Genomic DNA, 15,487 nt, shown 5'->3' with positions numbered 1-15,487 from the left:
AGCGGTGGTGGCTGCCGGGTGGCTCCTCGGTATCAAGGAGCCCACCGGCGATTTGCTAGTGCCTCGTCCGGGCCGGTGTCACATGCGGTCCGGGGCACTGATGCCGAGCAGGTTGAGCCCGTGTCGCAGGGTGCGTGCCGTGAGCTGGCAGAGGGCGAGTCGGTTGCCGCGAACAGGTTCTTCCGCGTTGAGGACGTGGCAGGCTTCGTAGAAGCTGGTGAAGGCGCGGGCGAGGTCGTAGAGGTATCCGCAGAGCTTGTGCGGCTCCAAGGTCTCGCCGACCTCGGTGAGGGCCGTGTCGTAGGCGTCGAGCTGGAGAGCCAGCGCCCGTTCAGCGGGCTGGAGCTCGATGGTCGGGTCGATCACGACGTGAGGGTCTCCAGCTTTGCGCAGGATCGAACGGATACGGGTGTGCGCGTACTGGAGGTAGACGCCGGTGTTGCCGTTGAACGAGACCATGCGGTCAACGTCGAAGGTGTAGTCCTTGATCCGCGAATTGGACAGATCGGCGTACTTGACCGCTCCGATGCCCGCCTGTTCGGCGATCTGGTCCAGTTCCTCAGCGGGGAGGTCGGGGTCCTTCTCGTGGACCACGGCGCGGGCACGCGCCACGGAGTCGTCGAGCAGATCCATCAGGCGGACCGTGCCGCCGGCGCGGGTCTTGAAGGGGCGGCCATCGGGGCCGAGGACGGTGCCGTAGGGCACGTGTGCCGCCTCGACGTTGTCGGTGAGCCACCCCGCGCGGCGAGCCGCCTCGAAGATCAGCTGGAAGTGCAGGGCCTGCCGGGAGTCCGTGACGTAGAGCAGGCGGTTGGATTTCAGGTCGTGGATGCGGTAGCGGATCGTGGCGAGGTCCGTGGTGTCGTAGCCGTAGCCACCATCGCGTTTGCGCACCATCAGGGGGATGGGGTTGCCGTCCGGGCCAGTGACCTCCTCGGAGAAGATCACGAGAGCGCCTTCGCTCCCCACGGCGATTCCCGCCTCAGTCAGTTCGGTCACGACATCGGCGAGCAGGTGGTTGTAGAACGATTCCCCAACCGAGTCGTCGGGCGTGAGCAACACGCCGAGCCGGTCGTAGATGTCGCGGAAGGCCCTCTCGGACTCGGCGACGATCTCCCTCCAGCGTGTGACGGTGTCGTGGTCGCCGGACTGTAGCGCGACCACACGGCGGCGAGACCGGTCGGCGAATTCCGGGTCGGCGTCGAACAGAGCGCGGGCGGTGCGGTACAGATCGTCGAGCGCGGAGGCGGCGGAGGTGCCCGGCTCCAGCTCGTCGTGGTGCCAGGTGGCTTCCGGGTGCTCGTCGAGGTACTGGATGAGCATCCCGAACTGGGTGCCCCAGTCGCCGAGATGGTTTTGACGGATGACTTCCGCTCCGAGGAAGCCGAGGACACGCGCGAGGCTGTCGCCGATGATCGTGGTGCGCAGGTGCCCGACGTGCATTTCCTTGGCGATGTTGGGTGCCGAGTAGTCGATCACGGTCCGCTGGCCCTCATTGGGGGTGCCGACGCCGAGACGAAGGCTGGCCAGGCGAGCGGCGAGCTGGTTCCAGATGAGCTGGTCGGGCACCGTGATGTTGAGGAACCCCGGGCCGGACATGTCGACACGTGTGATCGGCCCTCGGTCGCCAGCCACGGCCGCGATGAGCGCGTCGGCGAGTTCGGTGGGCCTGGTGCGGGCGCGCTTGGCCAGGGCGAGGGCTGCGTTCGACTGGAAGTCGGCGTGCTCGGATCGCCGGACGAGTGGATCGGCTCCGGCCAGCTCTGGGCGGGCATGGGCGATCGCCTGGGACACGCTGTCGGCGACCTGGCCGAGCAGCGGCAGCACCTCGTGGTTCGTCACTGAGTAACCCTCCTTCTCAGCGTTCATCGTCCCAAGGCAAGACGCCTAGCCTGTATGCGGTCCGGAGTTGACCCAGCGCGGAATGTAGCGATCGGTGATCGGCCTCGAAACCGACCGCCTCGACCTGGTGGCGGAGGCCGCCACCCGCGAGAACTGGACCAGCAGCAACGGAAAGGTGCCGCACATGCGTGATCTGCCCACGGCCGCCTGGCGCAAGTCGAGCTTCAGCGACGTAGGAGGCAACTGCGTCGAGGTCGCTCCACTGCGCGATGGCCGGATCGCCGTACGGAACAGCAAGCAACCGGAAGCGGGGGCGGTGTTGTTCACCCCAGCCGAGATGGATGCCTGGATCAAGGGCTGCAAGGCGGGCGAGTTCGACGACCTGGCAGGCACGGGCCGCTGACTCCGCGCGGTCTGCTGGAGGCTCGGGGACGGCCGGCTTGAGGGGGACTCCCACCGCGCGGTGATCTCGGTGGGAGTCCCGACACCGCTCCGCACTCGGCCCATCGGCGCGGTGGGTGATGTCGTGTTCGGGCACGCGTGCCCGGCGGCGGGCCACGGTGAGGCACGAACCTGCCGTGGCCCTGCCCCGCCCCCGGGGCTCGACCTGCTGGCTGGGCGGCTCCCCGTGACTCGGGGCGACCTCCGGTGCGCTACCGCCGGATGGCGTGGTCGACGAAGTCGAGCAGCGCGGGGATCTGGTCCACCAGGCGGGTGGAGTCGTCGACCGCCCACGAACCGAGCACGCCGTCGGCGCACCGCAGGATGATGGTCGCGACGCCGCGCGCGTCGAAGTCGCGGAACTCGCCGTCCCGTTGTCCTCGTTGGAGGATCTCGGTGAGCGCGTCGACCTCCTCGGTGAGCTCGCCGGCGAAGGCGGGCGAACCCTCGGGGGTGCGGTGGTTGGCCATGATCTGGCTCATGGCCAGGAACTCGGCGCGGTGTTCGGCGTAGAACTCCAGCTGTGAGCCGATCCAGGCCCTGACCTGGCCCGACGCGGTGCTCTCCGCCTCGACGTGGCCGCTCATGCGCTCCCAGCCCCGTTCGAAGAACTGGGACACCACCAGCCGGAGGATCTCGTCCTTGTTCTCGAAGTGGTAGGTGATGACGCTCTTGCTGATCTCGGCCTTCTCCGCGATCCGGGCGAGGGAGGTGCCGGCGTAGCCGAGTTCGGCGACGACCTGGGTGGCCGCCTCGACGATCTGGGCGCGGCGAGCTCGTTCGATGAAGGAACGGCGTGGCGGGTGGTCGTTCGGATCGGGGCGTTCTGCCATGCGCGGATCGTAGGCCGCGCCGGGAGCCCGTTTCCGGCTCCGCGCGTCCCCGGCGCTCATGTCGCGGCGTGGACGAACAGCAGGGCCAGCCAGGACCAGCCCAGGGTGATCACCAGCTTCTGGATGAGTCCCAGGCGGGCGGAGTCGTTCTCCCAGGCCTGGCCGAAGGCGTGGAAACCACCGAACAACGCGACCGTGACGGCCCCCGAGAACCAGGTCCAGAGTGGACCGGGCAGTGCGAAGGTGGCGACGAGGGAGGCGACGGGCAGCGCGGTGAACACGGCGGCGCCGGCGTGGTCGTGCAGCTGGTGGCGGCGGCTGACCTCGGTGGGCGTTCCCTCCGGGGTGCCAGGGGGATAACCGCGCATCGGATCCATCGGGAACACGCCGGAGGCCACCAGGGCGAGACCGAAGAAGCCGACCACGACGGCGAGGGGGACGCTGCCCACCTGCGCGGGCAGGGCGGGCGCGGCGGCGGTGATCAGCAGGCCGCAGACGATGAAGTTGGTGGTCTGGAGCCAGCCCCGGTCGCCGAGCGCGAGGGCGCTGACGGGGTGTCGGACAGGGCGGTAGCCCGGTCTGGTCAGGCCGTCCAGCAGGAACACCACGACGAAGGCCACCGCCGCTCCCGCGCCGGCCCAGAGCAGGGCTGTCACGAGCCGCTCCTGGCCTCGTGCGGTCCGGGTGTGGTCCGTGGCGTCGGCGGGGCGGGTGGGACGGGCCTGGCGGGCGGGGCGGGACGTTTTTCCGTACGCATGGACCGAATGTAGTCCAGTCGGACTGTTTCCGGGTCGCGTGGTCGGAAGCTGGCGTTGCGGGGTCGTGGGGTGGCTGGTCCGAGGGGGCGCGGGGTCGGACCGCCCGGAGTGGACAGCGGCCGGGGTGGACAGCGGCCGGGGTGGACAGCGGCCGAAGTAATTGTACGATGGTTCTAGTTGTCTTTATGTCCAAATACTTGGGGGACGCATGACTGGGATCTCGGACCGACTCGCCCCGCCCCGGGCCGGCGCTCGGGAGTGGTGGGGCCTCGCCCTGTTGGCGTTGCCCACCCTGCTGCTGGGGCTCGACGTGACCGTCCTGTACCTGGTGCTGCCGGGGCTGGCCGTGGAACTCGAGCCGAGCGCCACCCAGACGCTGTGGATCATGGACGCCTACGGTTTCCTCATCGCCGGCTTCCTGATCACGATGGGGACGCTGGGCGACCGGATCGGGCGGCGCCGACTGCTGATGATCGGCATCGCGGCGTTCGGGGTGGTCTCGGTGTTCGCCGCGTTCGCGCCGACCGCCGAGGCGCTGATCGTGGCGCGTGCCCTGCTCGGGGTGGCGGGCGCGACCCTCATGCCCTCGACCCTGTCCCTGATCAGCAACCTCTTCGTCGACCCGAGGCAGCGCGCGGTGGCGATCGGGGTGTGGGCCACCATGTTCGCCCTCGGGATGGCCGCCGGGCCGGTGCTCGGCGGAGCCCTGGTGGCCACCTTCTGGTGGGGGGCCGCCTTCCTGGTCGCCGTTCCGATCGCCGTGGTCGTCCTGGTCGCGGCTCCGCCGCTGCTGCCCGAGTACCGGGCCCCCCGCGAAGGCGCGTTCGACCTGCCCAGCGTCGCGCTGTCCCTGCTCGCGATGCTGCCGATCGTCTACGCGATCAAGCACGGGGCCGCCTACGGGGTCGACGCCGCGACCCTCGTCGCGGTGCTGGTCGGTGGCGTCTCCGCCGTCGTGTTCGTCCGCCGGCAGCTGCGGCTGCCCTCCCCGCTGCTCGACGTGTCGCTGTTCTCCAACCGGGCCTTCTCCGCCGCGCTGACCGTCCTGCTGGTGGGGCTCGTCGGCGTCGGCGGCGTCATGTTCCTCGTCACCCAGTACCTCCAGCTCGTCGAGGGCCTCTCCCCCGCCGCCGCCGGGCTCTGGATGGGGCCGCCGGCCCTGGCGATGCTCGTCGCGGCGATCGGTGCCCCGCTGCTGGCCAGGCGCTTCCGGCCGGGCCTGATCATGGCCGCCACGCTGGCGATGTCCCTGGTCGGCTACCTGTGCCTCGCCCTGGCCGGGACCGGGGAGCGGCTGGTCGTCGTGGTCGGGTTCGCCCTCGTCTACCTCGGACTGGGTGCCATGGCGGCCCTGGGGACCGACATCGTCGTCGGCGCGGTGCCCCCCACCAGGTCTGGGTCGGCGGCGGCCATGTCCGAGACCGTCCAGGAACTCGGGGTCGGACTGGGTGTCGCCGTCCTCGGGAGTCTCGCCACCGCCGTCTACCGGGCTCGGATCAACCCGCCCGCCGAGCTGGACCGGCCGGTCGCGGACGCGGTGGGTGACAGCCTGGCCGGAGCGCTGGCCGTGGCGGACGGGACGACGACGCGGGTGGTCGAGCAGGCGAGGATCGCCTTCACCGACGGGCTCAACCTGGCGGCTATCGTTGCGGGTGTGGCCATCGCGGCGGTCACCGTCCTGTGCGTCACCGCCCTCCGGCACATCGGCCCCTCGGGCGGTTCGGAGCACTGACGACCCGCCCACGGGAATGTCGGGAGTAGGGCGTGGGTGACGAGGGCACGACCACGGACGGGCGGCGGGTCCGAGGGCAGCGCCGGCGAGCCCAGATCATCGAGGCGACCCTGACCGTCGTCCGCCGGGACGGCGCGGCCGGTGTGACCCACCGCGCCGTGGCGAAGGAGGCCGGCATCACGACGAGCCTCACCACCTACTACTTCGCCACTCTCGACGACCTGCTGGTGGCGGCGCTCACGGAGGTCGCCGACACCTACACCGATCACATCCGCCGGATCATGGACACCAGCGACGACCCGGTGCGGGACTTCGCCGCGCTGGTCGCCGCATCGGCCGGGGAGGGGCGTGAGCGGGCCCTCGCGGAACGCGAACTGTCCACGCTGGCGGCGCGCCGACCCGCTCTCCGGCCGGTGGCGCGCCGCTGGCGCGAGCGTGTCGCCGACCTGGCGCGGCTCCGGACCTCCGACCCCCGCGCGGTGGAGGTGTTCGTGGCGATCGCCGAAGGTCTGTGCGCCGCGATCCTCCTCGACGAGGGCCGGGCGGACCCGGAGCACGTGCGCGCGGTCCTCGAACGCGCCCTGGTCGAGCGCTGACATCGAGCGCCGACCGGTCGACGGCTGACGCGGACGTCACTTCCGAGCCCCTTGTTCCCTTAGGTAAGCCTTGTCTAAGCTGCGCGGGTGATGATGGCGCAGCGGGATGCGATGACCGGTCGGTCCCTCGTGATCGGCTACGGCGGCTCGCCGGTGGTGTCGGGCGCGTCGATCGAGCTCGCCGCCGGACGGGTCACCGCGCTCGTCGGTCCCAACGGGTCCGGCAAGTCGACCGTCCTGCGTGGTCTCGCCCGGCTCCAGGCCCTGAGCGCGGGGGACGTGCGGCTCGGGGACGGCAGTGACGCCGCCGCCCTGTCCGCGCGGGACTTCGCCCGCCGGGTCACCCTGCTGGCGCAGAGCCGGCCGACCCCGGCGGCGGTGACGGTGCGGGAGGCCGTCGAGTACGGGCGGCACCCGCACCGCCGGGGCTGGCGGGGCAACGATGTCGGGGGGCCGGCCGCTGTCGCGCGGGCCCTGGAACTCACCGGCATCGCCGACCTCGCCGACACCGACGTCGACATGCTCTCGGGCGGCCAGGTCCAGCGGGTGTGGTTCGCCAGCGCCCTCGCCCAGGACACCGGGGTGCTGTTGTTGGACGAACCCACCAACCACCTCGACCTGCGGTACCAGATCGAGGTCCTCGAACTGGTGCGCGAACTCGCCGACGAGCACGGGGTGGCCGTCGGGGTGGTCCTGCACGACCTGAACCAGGCCGCGGCCGTCGCCGACCGCGTCGTCGTCATGTCCCGGGGCTCCGTCGTCGCGGACGGACCACCCCACGAGGCGCTGACCGGCGACCAGCTCAGCGAGGTCTACGAGATCGAGATCACCACGTCGGTCAACCCCGTGACCGACGAGCTGGACATCCGCTCCCCTCGGCAACGGGTCCGCCGGACCGTCGCGTCCTGACCCGATCCCACACCACCTCCGTACCGTGCTGACGGGGCGAGACCCCGCCGCGCGCGAAGGGAACCATGAGAACCTCACGAGCAGTACCCAGCCTGTTCGCCCTGACCGCGGTCGCCGTGCTGACCGCGGCGTGCGGCACCACCCACGAGGCGGCCACGACGACGACCGACCCGTCCGAGGGAGCGTCCGACCAGGCCGTCAGCATCGTCGACGCCCTCGGTGAGACCGTGGAGCTCCCGGCGCCGGCGACCCGGGTCGTCACCCTGGAGTGGATGCACACCGAGGTCGTCACCAGCCTCGGCGTCGACCCGGTCGGGGTCAGCGACGTCGCCGGGTACGAGAGCTGGGTGGGTGCCAGCGTCCCCCTGACCGGTGACCCCGTCGATGTGGGCGTCCGACGGGAACCGAGCGTCGAGGCCATCGCCGAGCTGGAGCCGGACCTGATCCTCGCGCCGGAGGGCGGGATCCCCGACGGGGCGATGGAGCAGATGGAACGCATCGCTCCCATCGCCTTCCTCGGCGGGTCGAACGCCTCCGATCCCATCGGCTCCATCCTCGAGGACTTCCAGAGCGTGGCCACCCTCCTCGGGAAGGAGGACGTCGCCGAGCAGGTCATCGCGGAGATGGACGAGACGATCGAGGCGAACGCGGCCGCGATCGAGGAGGCCGGTCTCGCCGGTACCCCGGTCGTCCTGGCCTCCCCGTACGCGGAGGGCGCGAACCTCACGATCCGCATGCACGGCCCGCGCACCGCCGTCCAGGCGGTGGCCGAGCGCATGGGGCTGGCCTCGGCCTGGGAGGACGAGGGTGACGACGCCTTCGGCCTGTCGAACATCGACATGGAGGGCCTGACGGCGCTCCCGGACGACACCAGGCTGCTGTACTGGGGCAACGACGACGAGGACGACGTGGTCGAGACGGCGATGGCGGGCAACCCGGTGTGGGAGAACCTGCCCTTCGTCCAGGACGGGAACGTCCACCGCGCGGCCGTGGGGGTCTGGGCGTACGGCGGCCCCGAGTCGCTGTCCGCCTGGAGCGACGACCTCGTCGCCCAGCTCGTCACCCAGTAGGAGTTCACGTCGTGACGACCGCTCCACCGGAGACGGCCCGGCGAGCCGATCCGACCAGCGCCGAACCCGCGGAGGGCACTCGCCGTCGCCCCTGGCTCCCGCTGCTGGTCACCCTCGTGCTCCTGGCCTGGCTGTCCGTGGCGGCCGCCGTGCACCTCACCCAGGGCACGGCGGCGCTGAGCGTGGCGGACCTGTGGGCCGTGCTCACCGGAGGCGAGTCGCTGGACACGGCCGCGGCGGTCGTCACGGCTTCCCGCGTCCCGCGCCTGCTGGCCGCCGTGCTGGTCGGCTGCGCGCTGGGCATCGCCGGCGCGAGCATGCAGGCGGTGGCGCGCAACCCGCTGGCCGCGCCCGACACCACGGGCGTCAACGCCGGCGCCCACCTGGCCGTCACCCTCGCCGCGGTGCTCGGCGCCCAGCTGGGGGCCGTCCCCAGCATCGCCGTCGCCTTCTGCGGGGGGCTCGCGGCCGCCGCCGTGGTGATGGGGCTGTCCGGTGGTGGGGCGGCGTCCCCGGTGCGGCTGGTGCTCGCGGGCTCGGCGATCACGTTGGGCCTGTCCTCGATCACCTCCGCCGTGCTGCTGTTGTTCCCCTGGGAGACCCAGGGGCTGTTCGCCTGGGGGGCTGGTTCCCTCGGGCAGAACGGGGTGGGCGCGGTTCGGGGTGTCCTGCTGTTCGCGCTCCCGGTGGCCCTCGCGCTCATCCTCATGGCCCGGCGCCTCGACCTGCTCCAGCTGGGGGACGACGCGGCCAGGTCCCTGGGCGTGCACGTGGGCCGCACCCGTGCCGCGATCGTGGTCCTCGCCGTGTTGCTGGCGACGAGCGTGGTCACGGTGACCGGTCCGATCGGTTTCGTCGGTCTCTGCGCGCCGCTGCTGGTGCGCCTCGTCGCGTCCCGGGTTCCGGGCCTGCGCCGGCACCGCACGTTGTTGCCGCTGGCGGCCCTCGCCGGCACCGCGCTGGTCCTCACCGCGGACATCGCGCTGCGCGCCACCTTCGGTTCGGTCAGCGGCGTGACGGTGCCCACCGGGGTGGTCACCAGCGTGATCGGCGCCGTCGCGCTCATCCTCCTCGCGACGAGGACCAGGTCCACCCTGGAACCCGACACGCTGATCACCATGCGTGGCGGCACCGGGTTCGGGCGCCGGCACCCCGGAGCGGTGCTGGCCGTCGCGGGTGCGGTGCTGGTCGGGTCCGTCGTGGCTGGCGTCCTGCTGGGCGACAGCACCGTCCTGCTCGGCGACCTGTGGAACTGGGCCACCGGGCGCGCCGCGCTGATCCTGGAGATCGTCCTGGACAGCCGGGTGCCGCGAGTGCTGGCCGCGCTCCTCGCCGGTGCCTGCCTGGGGCTCGCCGGTGCCCTCGTGCAGACGGTCACCCGCAACCCGCTCGCCGACCCGGGGATCCTGGGTGTGTCCAGCGCCGGCAGCCTGGGCGCCGTCATCGTGATCGTCGCGGCGGGCGCGCCCGCCTTCGTCCTCGTCCTCGGCGGCTCCCTCGCCGGGTGCGCGCTCGCCGGTCTGCTGATCTTCGCGTTGTCCTCCCGGGGAGGGATCAACCAGGGGCGGATGGTGCTGGTCGGCATCGCCATCTGGGCGGGCACGTCGGCGGTGACGACCCTGCTGCTCGTCCGCACCGACCCGTGGAACCAGAACAAGGCCCTGACCTGGCTGGGTGGCTCGACGTTCGGCGCGAGACCGGTCGAGCTGCTGCCGATGGTCGTGGCGCTGCTGGTGGCGGCCGTGGTGGTCGCGCGTTCGCACCGGGATCTCGACATCGTCCAGATCGACGACACCACCCCGAGGGTGCTGGGCGTCCGGCTCGACGCGAGCCGCGTCACGCACGTGGGTCTCGCCGTGCTCCTGACCGGGGCGGCCACCTCGACGATCGGCCCGATCGCCTTCGTGGGCCTGGTGGCCCCGCACGCGGCCCGGATCCTCGTGGGCAAGCGCCACCTGCACCAGCTCCCCCTCACCGTCCTGCTCGGCGCGGCCCTGGTGGTGATCGCGGACGTCGTCGGCCGGACCGCGCTCGCACCCGCGCAGTTGCCGGCCGGCCTGACGACCGCGGTCGTCGGCACCCCGTACTTCCTGTGGTTGCTGTGGCGGATGCGGGCCGGCCGGGGGCGGGGCTGACGGCGGGCGCGGGGGCCGGGGAGCCGGGGCACGGGCGACGAGGGAGAACGGCCGGTGAGGAGCGGATGGGTCTCCGGTGAGGAGGTCGACGACGTGCCGCCACGACCCCCGGTCGACGGCGGTCCCCTCGACTGGGGTGCCCTCGCGGCGAGCCTCACCGACGAGCTGGACGACTTCGCCAGGGCCACGCTGGACGGGGCGGGCGGCGAGCGGGTGTACGCCGTCGCGGTGCACCGCTTCCACGCCGAGCCGGGCGGGGCGATCTCCCTGCCCGTCTTCGCCGCGGCCGGCGAGGAATGGCTGGACCGGCAGGCCCCCGAGGCCCGGGAGGAGCTGCGCTGGAGCGCGGCCGACTGGCCGTGGCAACGCTTCGACGACTGGCGGGAGCCGGGGTCCTGGCTGCGGTGGGGCGAGCGGGTGACGGCGGAGGCGGTCCAGGGCGGCCTGGACCGGTGGCACGCGGCGCACCGGAGGTTCCTCGACACGGTCGTCCGCGCGTGCGAGCGGGTGGCCGCCGGCCTCGCCCGGGACTTCCCGCGCGCCCCGGTGGTCGTCCCGCTCGACCCGGAGGTCGAACCGCGGGGCCGGGCGATGCCCGCCTGGTCGTGGTCGGGACGAGCGGGTGGCACCTCAGACGTCGCTGAGCGGGGAGGCGGCCGCTGCTGACCGGGCGGCCGCCGAGGGCACCCCTCCTAGTCGAGGACGGTCCGCGTGCCCGTGATCTCCCGCAGGGCCGCCCGCAGCCGGACGTCGTCGGCGAGGCCGCCGCCTGGCCCGGGCACCCGCGCGTCGGACTCGAGGACCGGTGCGAGGGCGGCTGCGACCCGGGCCCGCAACGCGGGCCGGGGGGCGGACGCCTCCCGCACCGGCTCGGAGATCTCCTCCGCCACCCGCACGCCGTGGCCGGAGGAGATCGAGGCGGTCAGGGCCGAGAGGCCCCAGTCCACGGTGTCCTCCGGGGAGATCGCTCCCAGCGCCCACAGCGCCCGCACCGCGACGGCGGTGGCGTGGTGGTCAGGGCCGGACCACGAGGGGCGGCCGTTCCCGGCGACGTCCCGGAGCAGGTCCACCCAGCCGGTCCGCGACCGGGTGTGCCCTCCCACCAGCTCGTTGCCGAGCGCGACGGCCTCCGCGAACGGGCGCCCCGCCGCGTCCGCCACCGCCAGCAGGGTGGGCCACATCCGCTCCACGTCCTCGTGTTCCGCCACCGCGCGAGCCGCGACGAGCTGGCATTCCCGGGCCTGGTGGGAGGTGCGCGCGGAACCGTCGAGCAGCCGGAGGCAGGCCGCCCGGACGGCCGGCGAGTACCGCGTGACCCAGACGGCGAGCAGTTCGGCGTCGGCCCTGCCGTCACCCCCGACGAGTTCCCACGCCTCCTCGAAGGTCAACTCGTGTTCGTGCGGGTCGAGTACCGCCCAGGTGGTGAGGAGCCACGCCTCGGCCGCGTCGGAGTCCGGCCGGACCGACCGCAGCGCCCTGGCCGTGCGGCGGCGGAGGCCGATCGTGAACAGCGCGGAGTGGTGCGCGGCCGCCTTGGCCAGCACGCGGCAGGCCCCCGAGGGCGCCAGCGCCACCGACGCGAGCGCGATGCGCACCGTGTCGTCGGACTGGGGAAGACCGGCCACCAGGTCCAGCCAGCGGGGCGCGGCCCCCGGCCAGGCGGTGATGGCGCGGCCGGCGAGCGACACGAGTTCCCGGTGGGCCCAGGCCGGGTCGCGGCGGCCGGAGGCGCCACCGAACACGAGGGAGAAGGGGACCCGGGTCGTGCCGTCCTCGACGTGGGGTTCGTCGGGAGCTCGGAGCACGGCCTCGGCGAAGGTGGTCCACCTCGGGTCCCGTGCCCCGAACAGGACGGCGGCCCCGGTGGCCAACACCCTCGCCCGGTCCGGGTCGGGCACCGCGCCCGGGGCGGGGACCGCGCCGACGAGCCTGGCGACGCCGTCGCAGACCTCCGGCGTTCGTCCCCGCGCCCCGTGGCGGAGCTCGCCCAGGGCACCGGCGAGGACGATCGCCGCTCCGGTGGGCGGGGCCTCGTCGACGAGCCCCAGCAGCGCGTCCAGCGCCGTTCCGGCGGTCGACCGGGAGGACTCGGCCACCCCGACCCAGGCCGTCGCGAGGTCGGCGACCGGGACCGAACCCGTGTCCCGGAGCGACCGCAGCGCGGGTACGGCCGACGGGCCGGCGGCCCGCACCAGGGCGTCGAGCGACCGTCCCGCACCGCCTCCCGGGTACCGGTCGGCCTCACCCGGCCACAGCCGCACCAGGTGCTCGACGGCGCCGGGGAGATCGGTGCCGGTGGCCACCGCGCACCACGCGGCGGCGAAGATGACGCCGTCCGCGCCGGCCGCCACCACCACCCGGAAGTCCTCGGCGTCGAACGCGCCCAGCCGGATCAGGGGCTCCACCAGCGCGCTGGCCGCGCCGACGTCCCGTTCGTGGCCGAGCCGGCTCCGCAGCGGCCCGACGATCTCGGCGACCAGTTCGCGGTCGTCGACGTGGACCACGCACCCGTAGGCCGCCTCCCGGATCCGGGCGTCGGGGTCGTCCAGGATCGGGACCAGCGCGCGGACCGCGTCCCGCGCCGCGGACCGGGCGCGCTGGTCGAACAGCTCGAGGTCCGTGCCCGCCGGGAGATGGGTCGAGTCACGGCCGGCCCCGGTGGCGACGGCCTCGGTGTAGGCGCGCAGCAGCCGCAGCGAGCCGACCCTGCCGGGGCGTCGGGGGAGAGGGCCACGTGGACGAGCAGGGGGAGCGCGGCGATCGTGGCCGGGTAGACGCCGCCCTGGTGCAGGATCGAGCCGAACAGCTCGGTCGCGGCCTCCTCCCAGTCGTCGTCCCGGAGCCGTTCGATCAGTCCGGGGGTGTCCTCAGCCGGCCCGTAGGCGTGGACCAGGGTGGACCAGTCGATCGGCTGGGGTGGGGCGACGTCACGTGCGTGCACTCTCGAAGGCTAGCGACCGGGGGCCACGACGGACCTGGTCACGCGGTGGTCGGAGTACAACGGTGACCTGATCCCCGCGCACCCCGGGGTTCAGCCCGGAATGCGGACGGCGTGACCGCTGACCCGGATCCGAGGGTCGTCCGGTCCGACGCCGACGAGGAGTTCCCCTCGGCGTCCCATGTCCTCCCCCTGGATGATCCGGATCCCGCGCGGTCGCGGCACTCGTCCGACGGCGCGCAGATAACCGCCGAAGGCGGCCGCCGCGGCGCCGGTGGCCGGGTCCTCGACCACCCCGCCAAGGGGGAAGGGGTTGCGGGAGTGGACGGTGCCCTCGTCCTGGGACCAGAACAACTGGGTCGTCTGCCACCCGCGTTCGCGGCTCACCTCGGCCAGCGCGTCGAAGTCGTAGTCGAGCCGGGCCAGCCGTTCCCGGGTGCGCGCCCCGAGTATGAGGTGGTCGTTGCCGGCGAAGGACACGTGCGGCGGCCAGGCCGGGTCGAGGTCCTCGCGGGACCACCGGAGGGCGGCCAGCGCGTCGGTGACCTCCTCCTCGGAGGCGGGACGCGAGCGGCTGGGCACGCTCGTCAGGGTGGCGGCGGCGGGACGGCCGCCGTCGGTGGTGACGGGAACCGCGCCGGCGGGGGTGTCGAAGACCAGGCGCCCGGAGCGGCCGTGGTGCTCGGCGAGCGCCACCGCCGCGGCGACCGTGGCGTGACCGCAGAACGCCACCTCGGCCAGCGGGCTGAAGAACCGCAGGCCGTAGCGCTGGCCGTCGGTGTCGGTCGGGTTGAGGAAGGCGGTCTCGGAGTAGCCGACGTCGGCGGCGATACCGAGCAGGGTGTCGTCGTCGAGGCCCCGGGCGTCCAACACGACCCCGGCCGGGTTGCCGCCGGCGGGGTCGCTGGTGAAGGACGCGTAGCGCAGCACGGTGGTCATGTCCCCACGGTGCCCGCTGGCGGTCATCGAGTCCAACGATGAAGTCCGATGGCGTTCATCGAGGAAGCCGATACCGTGGCCAGGTGGACACGAACCTCCTCCGGACGTTCCTGGCCGTGGCCAGGACGGGGAACTTCACCAGGGCCGGTCTCGAACTGCACGTGGTGCAGTCGACCGTGACCAGCCACGTCAGGGCGCTGGAGTCCGAGCTGGGGGTCCGGCTCCTCGACCGGCTCCCCTCCGGAGCGCGCCTGACCCAGGTGGGTCGGCGGGTGGCGGAGCTGGCGAGGGGGGTGCTCGACGCCGAACACCAGCTGCTGCTCGGGGCGCGGGGCGGGGACGTGGTGGAGGGGGAGGTGGTCATCGGTGCCACCGAGTCGGTGTGTGCCTACCGGCTGCCGCCTGTCGTCGCGGGCCTGATGACGAGCTTCCCGGACCTGCGGGTCCGGCTGCACCCGCTCGGCACGGCCGCCGCGCTGCGGGAACTGTCCAGGGCCGACGGCGGGGTCGACATCGCGTTGGTGCTGGAGGAGGAGGTCGCCGGGGACCACGCCGTCACGAGGATAGGGAGGGAGCCGGTGGCCCTGGTGGCCGGTGCGGAACACCCGGCGGCCAGCGGGCCCCAGTCCTGGCACGACCTGGCCGGGTACACCTACTTCCTCATGGAGGAGGGCTGCCACTACACCGACCGGTTCCTGCGTGATCTGCGGGCTGCCACGGGCGGGCGGCCCCGGGTGACCCACTTCGGCAGCGTCGAGGCGGCCAGGTCCTGCGTGGAGGCGGGGCTGGGCCTGTCGGTGTTGCCGGTGGTGGCGGTGGGTGGGCCGCTGGCCGAGCGGACGCTCCTGCGGGTGGATGGCCCGGTGTTGGCGGAGGTGCCGCTCCTGCTGGTGACGAGTGCCCGCCGGTGGGCGTCCCCCGCGGTCACCGCGGTGGCCGAGGCGATCGCTCGGTCGGTCGGCCCGCCACCGCGCGGTCGGCTCTGAGGAGGCGAGTGCCCCGGCCCGGTCCGCGCCGTCGGGGAGGTCCCACCTGGCGGGGTTCGTGGTCGTGGGCGAGGACCGGGGTCCGCGCCCACCCACGGCGTTCCGCCCCCGGGCGCCCGGGGGCGGTGTCCGGCGCGAGCGGCCACACCCCCAGAGCGGGTCCGCTTCCGCCGGGCCCGGCCGGGTTGGGCCGGGTGTCGGAGGCGTCCTGCCGTCAGTGGCCGCTCGCGCCGAACTCGCGCGGCGAGTCACACAACACTGTTACTCGCGGGTCGAGAAGTCATCTGTGACGAACGACGCGGCGCGGG

13 protein-coding genes are annotated in these 15,487 nt (G+C 73.1%); 8 read left to right on the top strand and 5 right to left on the bottom strand.

Annotation, left to right across the window (positions count from 1 at the left end; translation table 11 throughout):
- Window positions 1-78: 78 nt before the first annotated feature.
- On the bottom strand, window positions 79-1,869 hold the full coding sequence (gene argS / locus G443_RS13670; protein WP_051313346.1) for an arginine--tRNA ligase: 1,791 nt from the start codon (window positions 1,867-1,869) through the stop codon (window positions 79-81).
- Window positions 1,870-2,026: 157 nt separating this feature from the next.
- On the opposite strand from argS, the gene G443_RS13665 reads away from it, so the two are divergent.
- Window positions 2,027-2,245: a DUF397 domain-containing protein gene (locus tag G443_RS13665; RefSeq protein WP_026417442.1), complete on the top strand. Its 219-nt coding sequence runs from the start codon at window positions 2,027-2,029 to the stop codon at window positions 2,243-2,245.
- 250 nt (window positions 2,246-2,495) lie between these two features.
- Here the strand turns inward: G443_RS13665 and G443_RS13660 are convergent, their stop codons facing one another.
- A complete protein-coding gene (locus G443_RS13660) occupies window positions 2,496-3,116 on the bottom strand; it encodes a TetR/AcrR family transcriptional regulator (RefSeq protein WP_035291303.1) in 621 nt (206 codons plus the stop codon).
- Window positions 3,117-3,172: 56 nt separating this feature from the next.
- Window positions 3,173-3,772: a DUF998 domain-containing protein gene (locus G443_RS13655; RefSeq protein ID WP_026417440.1), complete on the bottom strand. Its 600-nt coding sequence runs from the start codon at window positions 3,770-3,772 to the stop codon at window positions 3,173-3,175.
- Between the two features lie 310 nt (window positions 3,773-4,082).
- Here G443_RS13655 and G443_RS13650 point away from each other — a divergent pair, with 310 nt between their 5' ends.
- The 6 genes from G443_RS13650 to G443_RS13625 all read left to right on the top strand — a co-directional run bounded on the left by G443_RS13650 (window position 4,083) and on the right by G443_RS13625 (window position 10,982).
- Window positions 4,083-5,606: an MFS transporter gene (locus tag G443_RS13650; RefSeq protein WP_026417439.1), complete on the top strand. Its 1,524-nt coding sequence runs from the start codon at window positions 4,083-4,085 to the stop codon at window positions 5,604-5,606.
- A gap of 32 nt (window positions 5,607-5,638) precedes the next feature.
- The gene (locus tag G443_RS13645; RefSeq protein ID WP_026417438.1) at window positions 5,639-6,202 is read left to right on the top strand and encodes a TetR/AcrR family transcriptional regulator; all 564 of its coding nucleotides are present in this window, start codon (window positions 5,639-5,641) and stop codon (window positions 6,200-6,202) included.
- Between the two features lie 90 nt (window positions 6,203-6,292).
- Window positions 6,293-7,111, top strand: a complete 819-nt coding sequence (locus tag G443_RS13640) for an ABC transporter ATP-binding protein (protein ID WP_372493015.1) — start codon at window positions 6,293-6,295, stop codon at window positions 7,109-7,111.
- Between the two features lie 65 nt (window positions 7,112-7,176).
- Window positions 7,177-8,181: an ABC transporter substrate-binding protein gene (locus G443_RS13635; protein ID WP_026417436.1), complete on the top strand. Its 1,005-nt coding sequence runs from the start codon at window positions 7,177-7,179 to the stop codon at window positions 8,179-8,181.
- A gap of 11 nt (window positions 8,182-8,192) precedes the next feature.
- A complete protein-coding gene (locus G443_RS13630) occupies window positions 8,193-10,316 on the top strand; it encodes an iron ABC transporter permease (protein ID WP_026417435.1) in 2,124 nt (707 codons plus the stop codon).
- 54 nt (window positions 10,317-10,370) lie between these two features.
- Complete coding sequence (locus tag G443_RS13625) at window positions 10,371-10,982, top strand: DUF4303 domain-containing protein (RefSeq protein ID WP_051313344.1); 612 nt, start codon at window positions 10,371-10,373, stop codon at window positions 10,980-10,982.
- A 26-nt stretch (window positions 10,983-11,008) separates the two neighbouring features.
- Here the strand turns inward: G443_RS13625 and G443_RS13620 are convergent, their stop codons facing one another.
- Both G443_RS13620 and G443_RS13615 read right to left on the bottom strand, forming a co-directional pair.
- Window positions 11,009-12,820, bottom strand: a complete 1,812-nt coding sequence (locus tag G443_RS13620) for a hypothetical protein (protein WP_253860211.1) — start codon at window positions 12,818-12,820, stop codon at window positions 11,009-11,011.
- A 527-nt stretch (window positions 12,821-13,347) separates the two neighbouring features.
- On the bottom strand, window positions 13,348-14,193 hold the full coding sequence (locus G443_RS13615; RefSeq protein WP_026417433.1) for a PhzF family phenazine biosynthesis isomerase: 846 nt from the start codon (window positions 14,191-14,193) through the stop codon (window positions 13,348-13,350).
- Between the two features lie 83 nt (window positions 14,194-14,276).
- Here G443_RS13615 and G443_RS13610 point away from each other — a divergent pair, with 83 nt between their 5' ends.
- On the top strand, window positions 14,277-15,179 hold the full coding sequence (locus G443_RS13610) for a LysR family transcriptional regulator (protein WP_026417432.1): 903 nt from the start codon (window positions 14,277-14,279) through the stop codon (window positions 15,177-15,179).
- Window positions 15,180-15,487 lie beyond the last annotated feature (308 nt).

Source organism: Actinoalloteichus caeruleus DSM 43889 (genome assembly GCF_000429185.2).
Lineage (GTDB): Bacteria > Actinomycetota > Actinomycetes > Mycobacteriales > Pseudonocardiaceae > Actinoalloteichus_B > Actinoalloteichus_B caeruleus.
This window is presented reverse-complemented; position numbering and strand designations above follow the sequence as displayed.

Excerpts from the sequence above, each read along its gene's own strand:
- argS (WP_051313346.1), bottom strand. The coding sequence starts at position 1,869 with ATGAACGCTGAGAAGGAGGGTTACTCAGTGACGAACCACGAGGTGCTG.
- G443_RS13665 (WP_026417442.1), top strand. The coding sequence starts at position 2,027 with ATGCGTGATCTGCCCACGGCCGCCTGGCGCAAGTCGAGCTTCAGCGAC.
- G443_RS13660 (WP_035291303.1), bottom strand. The coding sequence starts at position 3,116 with ATGGCAGAACGCCCCGATCCGAACGACCACCCGCCACGCCGTTCCTTC.
- G443_RS13650 (WP_026417439.1), top strand. The coding sequence starts at position 4,083 with ATGACTGGGATCTCGGACCGACTCGCCCCGCCCCGGGCCGGCGCTCGG.
- G443_RS13640 (WP_372493015.1), top strand. The coding sequence starts at position 6,293 with ATGATGGCGCAGCGGGATGCGATGACCGGTCGGTCCCTCGTGATCGGC.
- G443_RS13635 (WP_026417436.1), top strand. The coding sequence starts at position 7,177 with ATGAGAACCTCACGAGCAGTACCCAGCCTGTTCGCCCTGACCGCGGTC.
- G443_RS13615 (WP_026417433.1), bottom strand. The coding sequence starts at position 14,193 with ATGACCACCGTGCTGCGCTACGCGTCCTTCACCAGCGACCCCGCCGGC.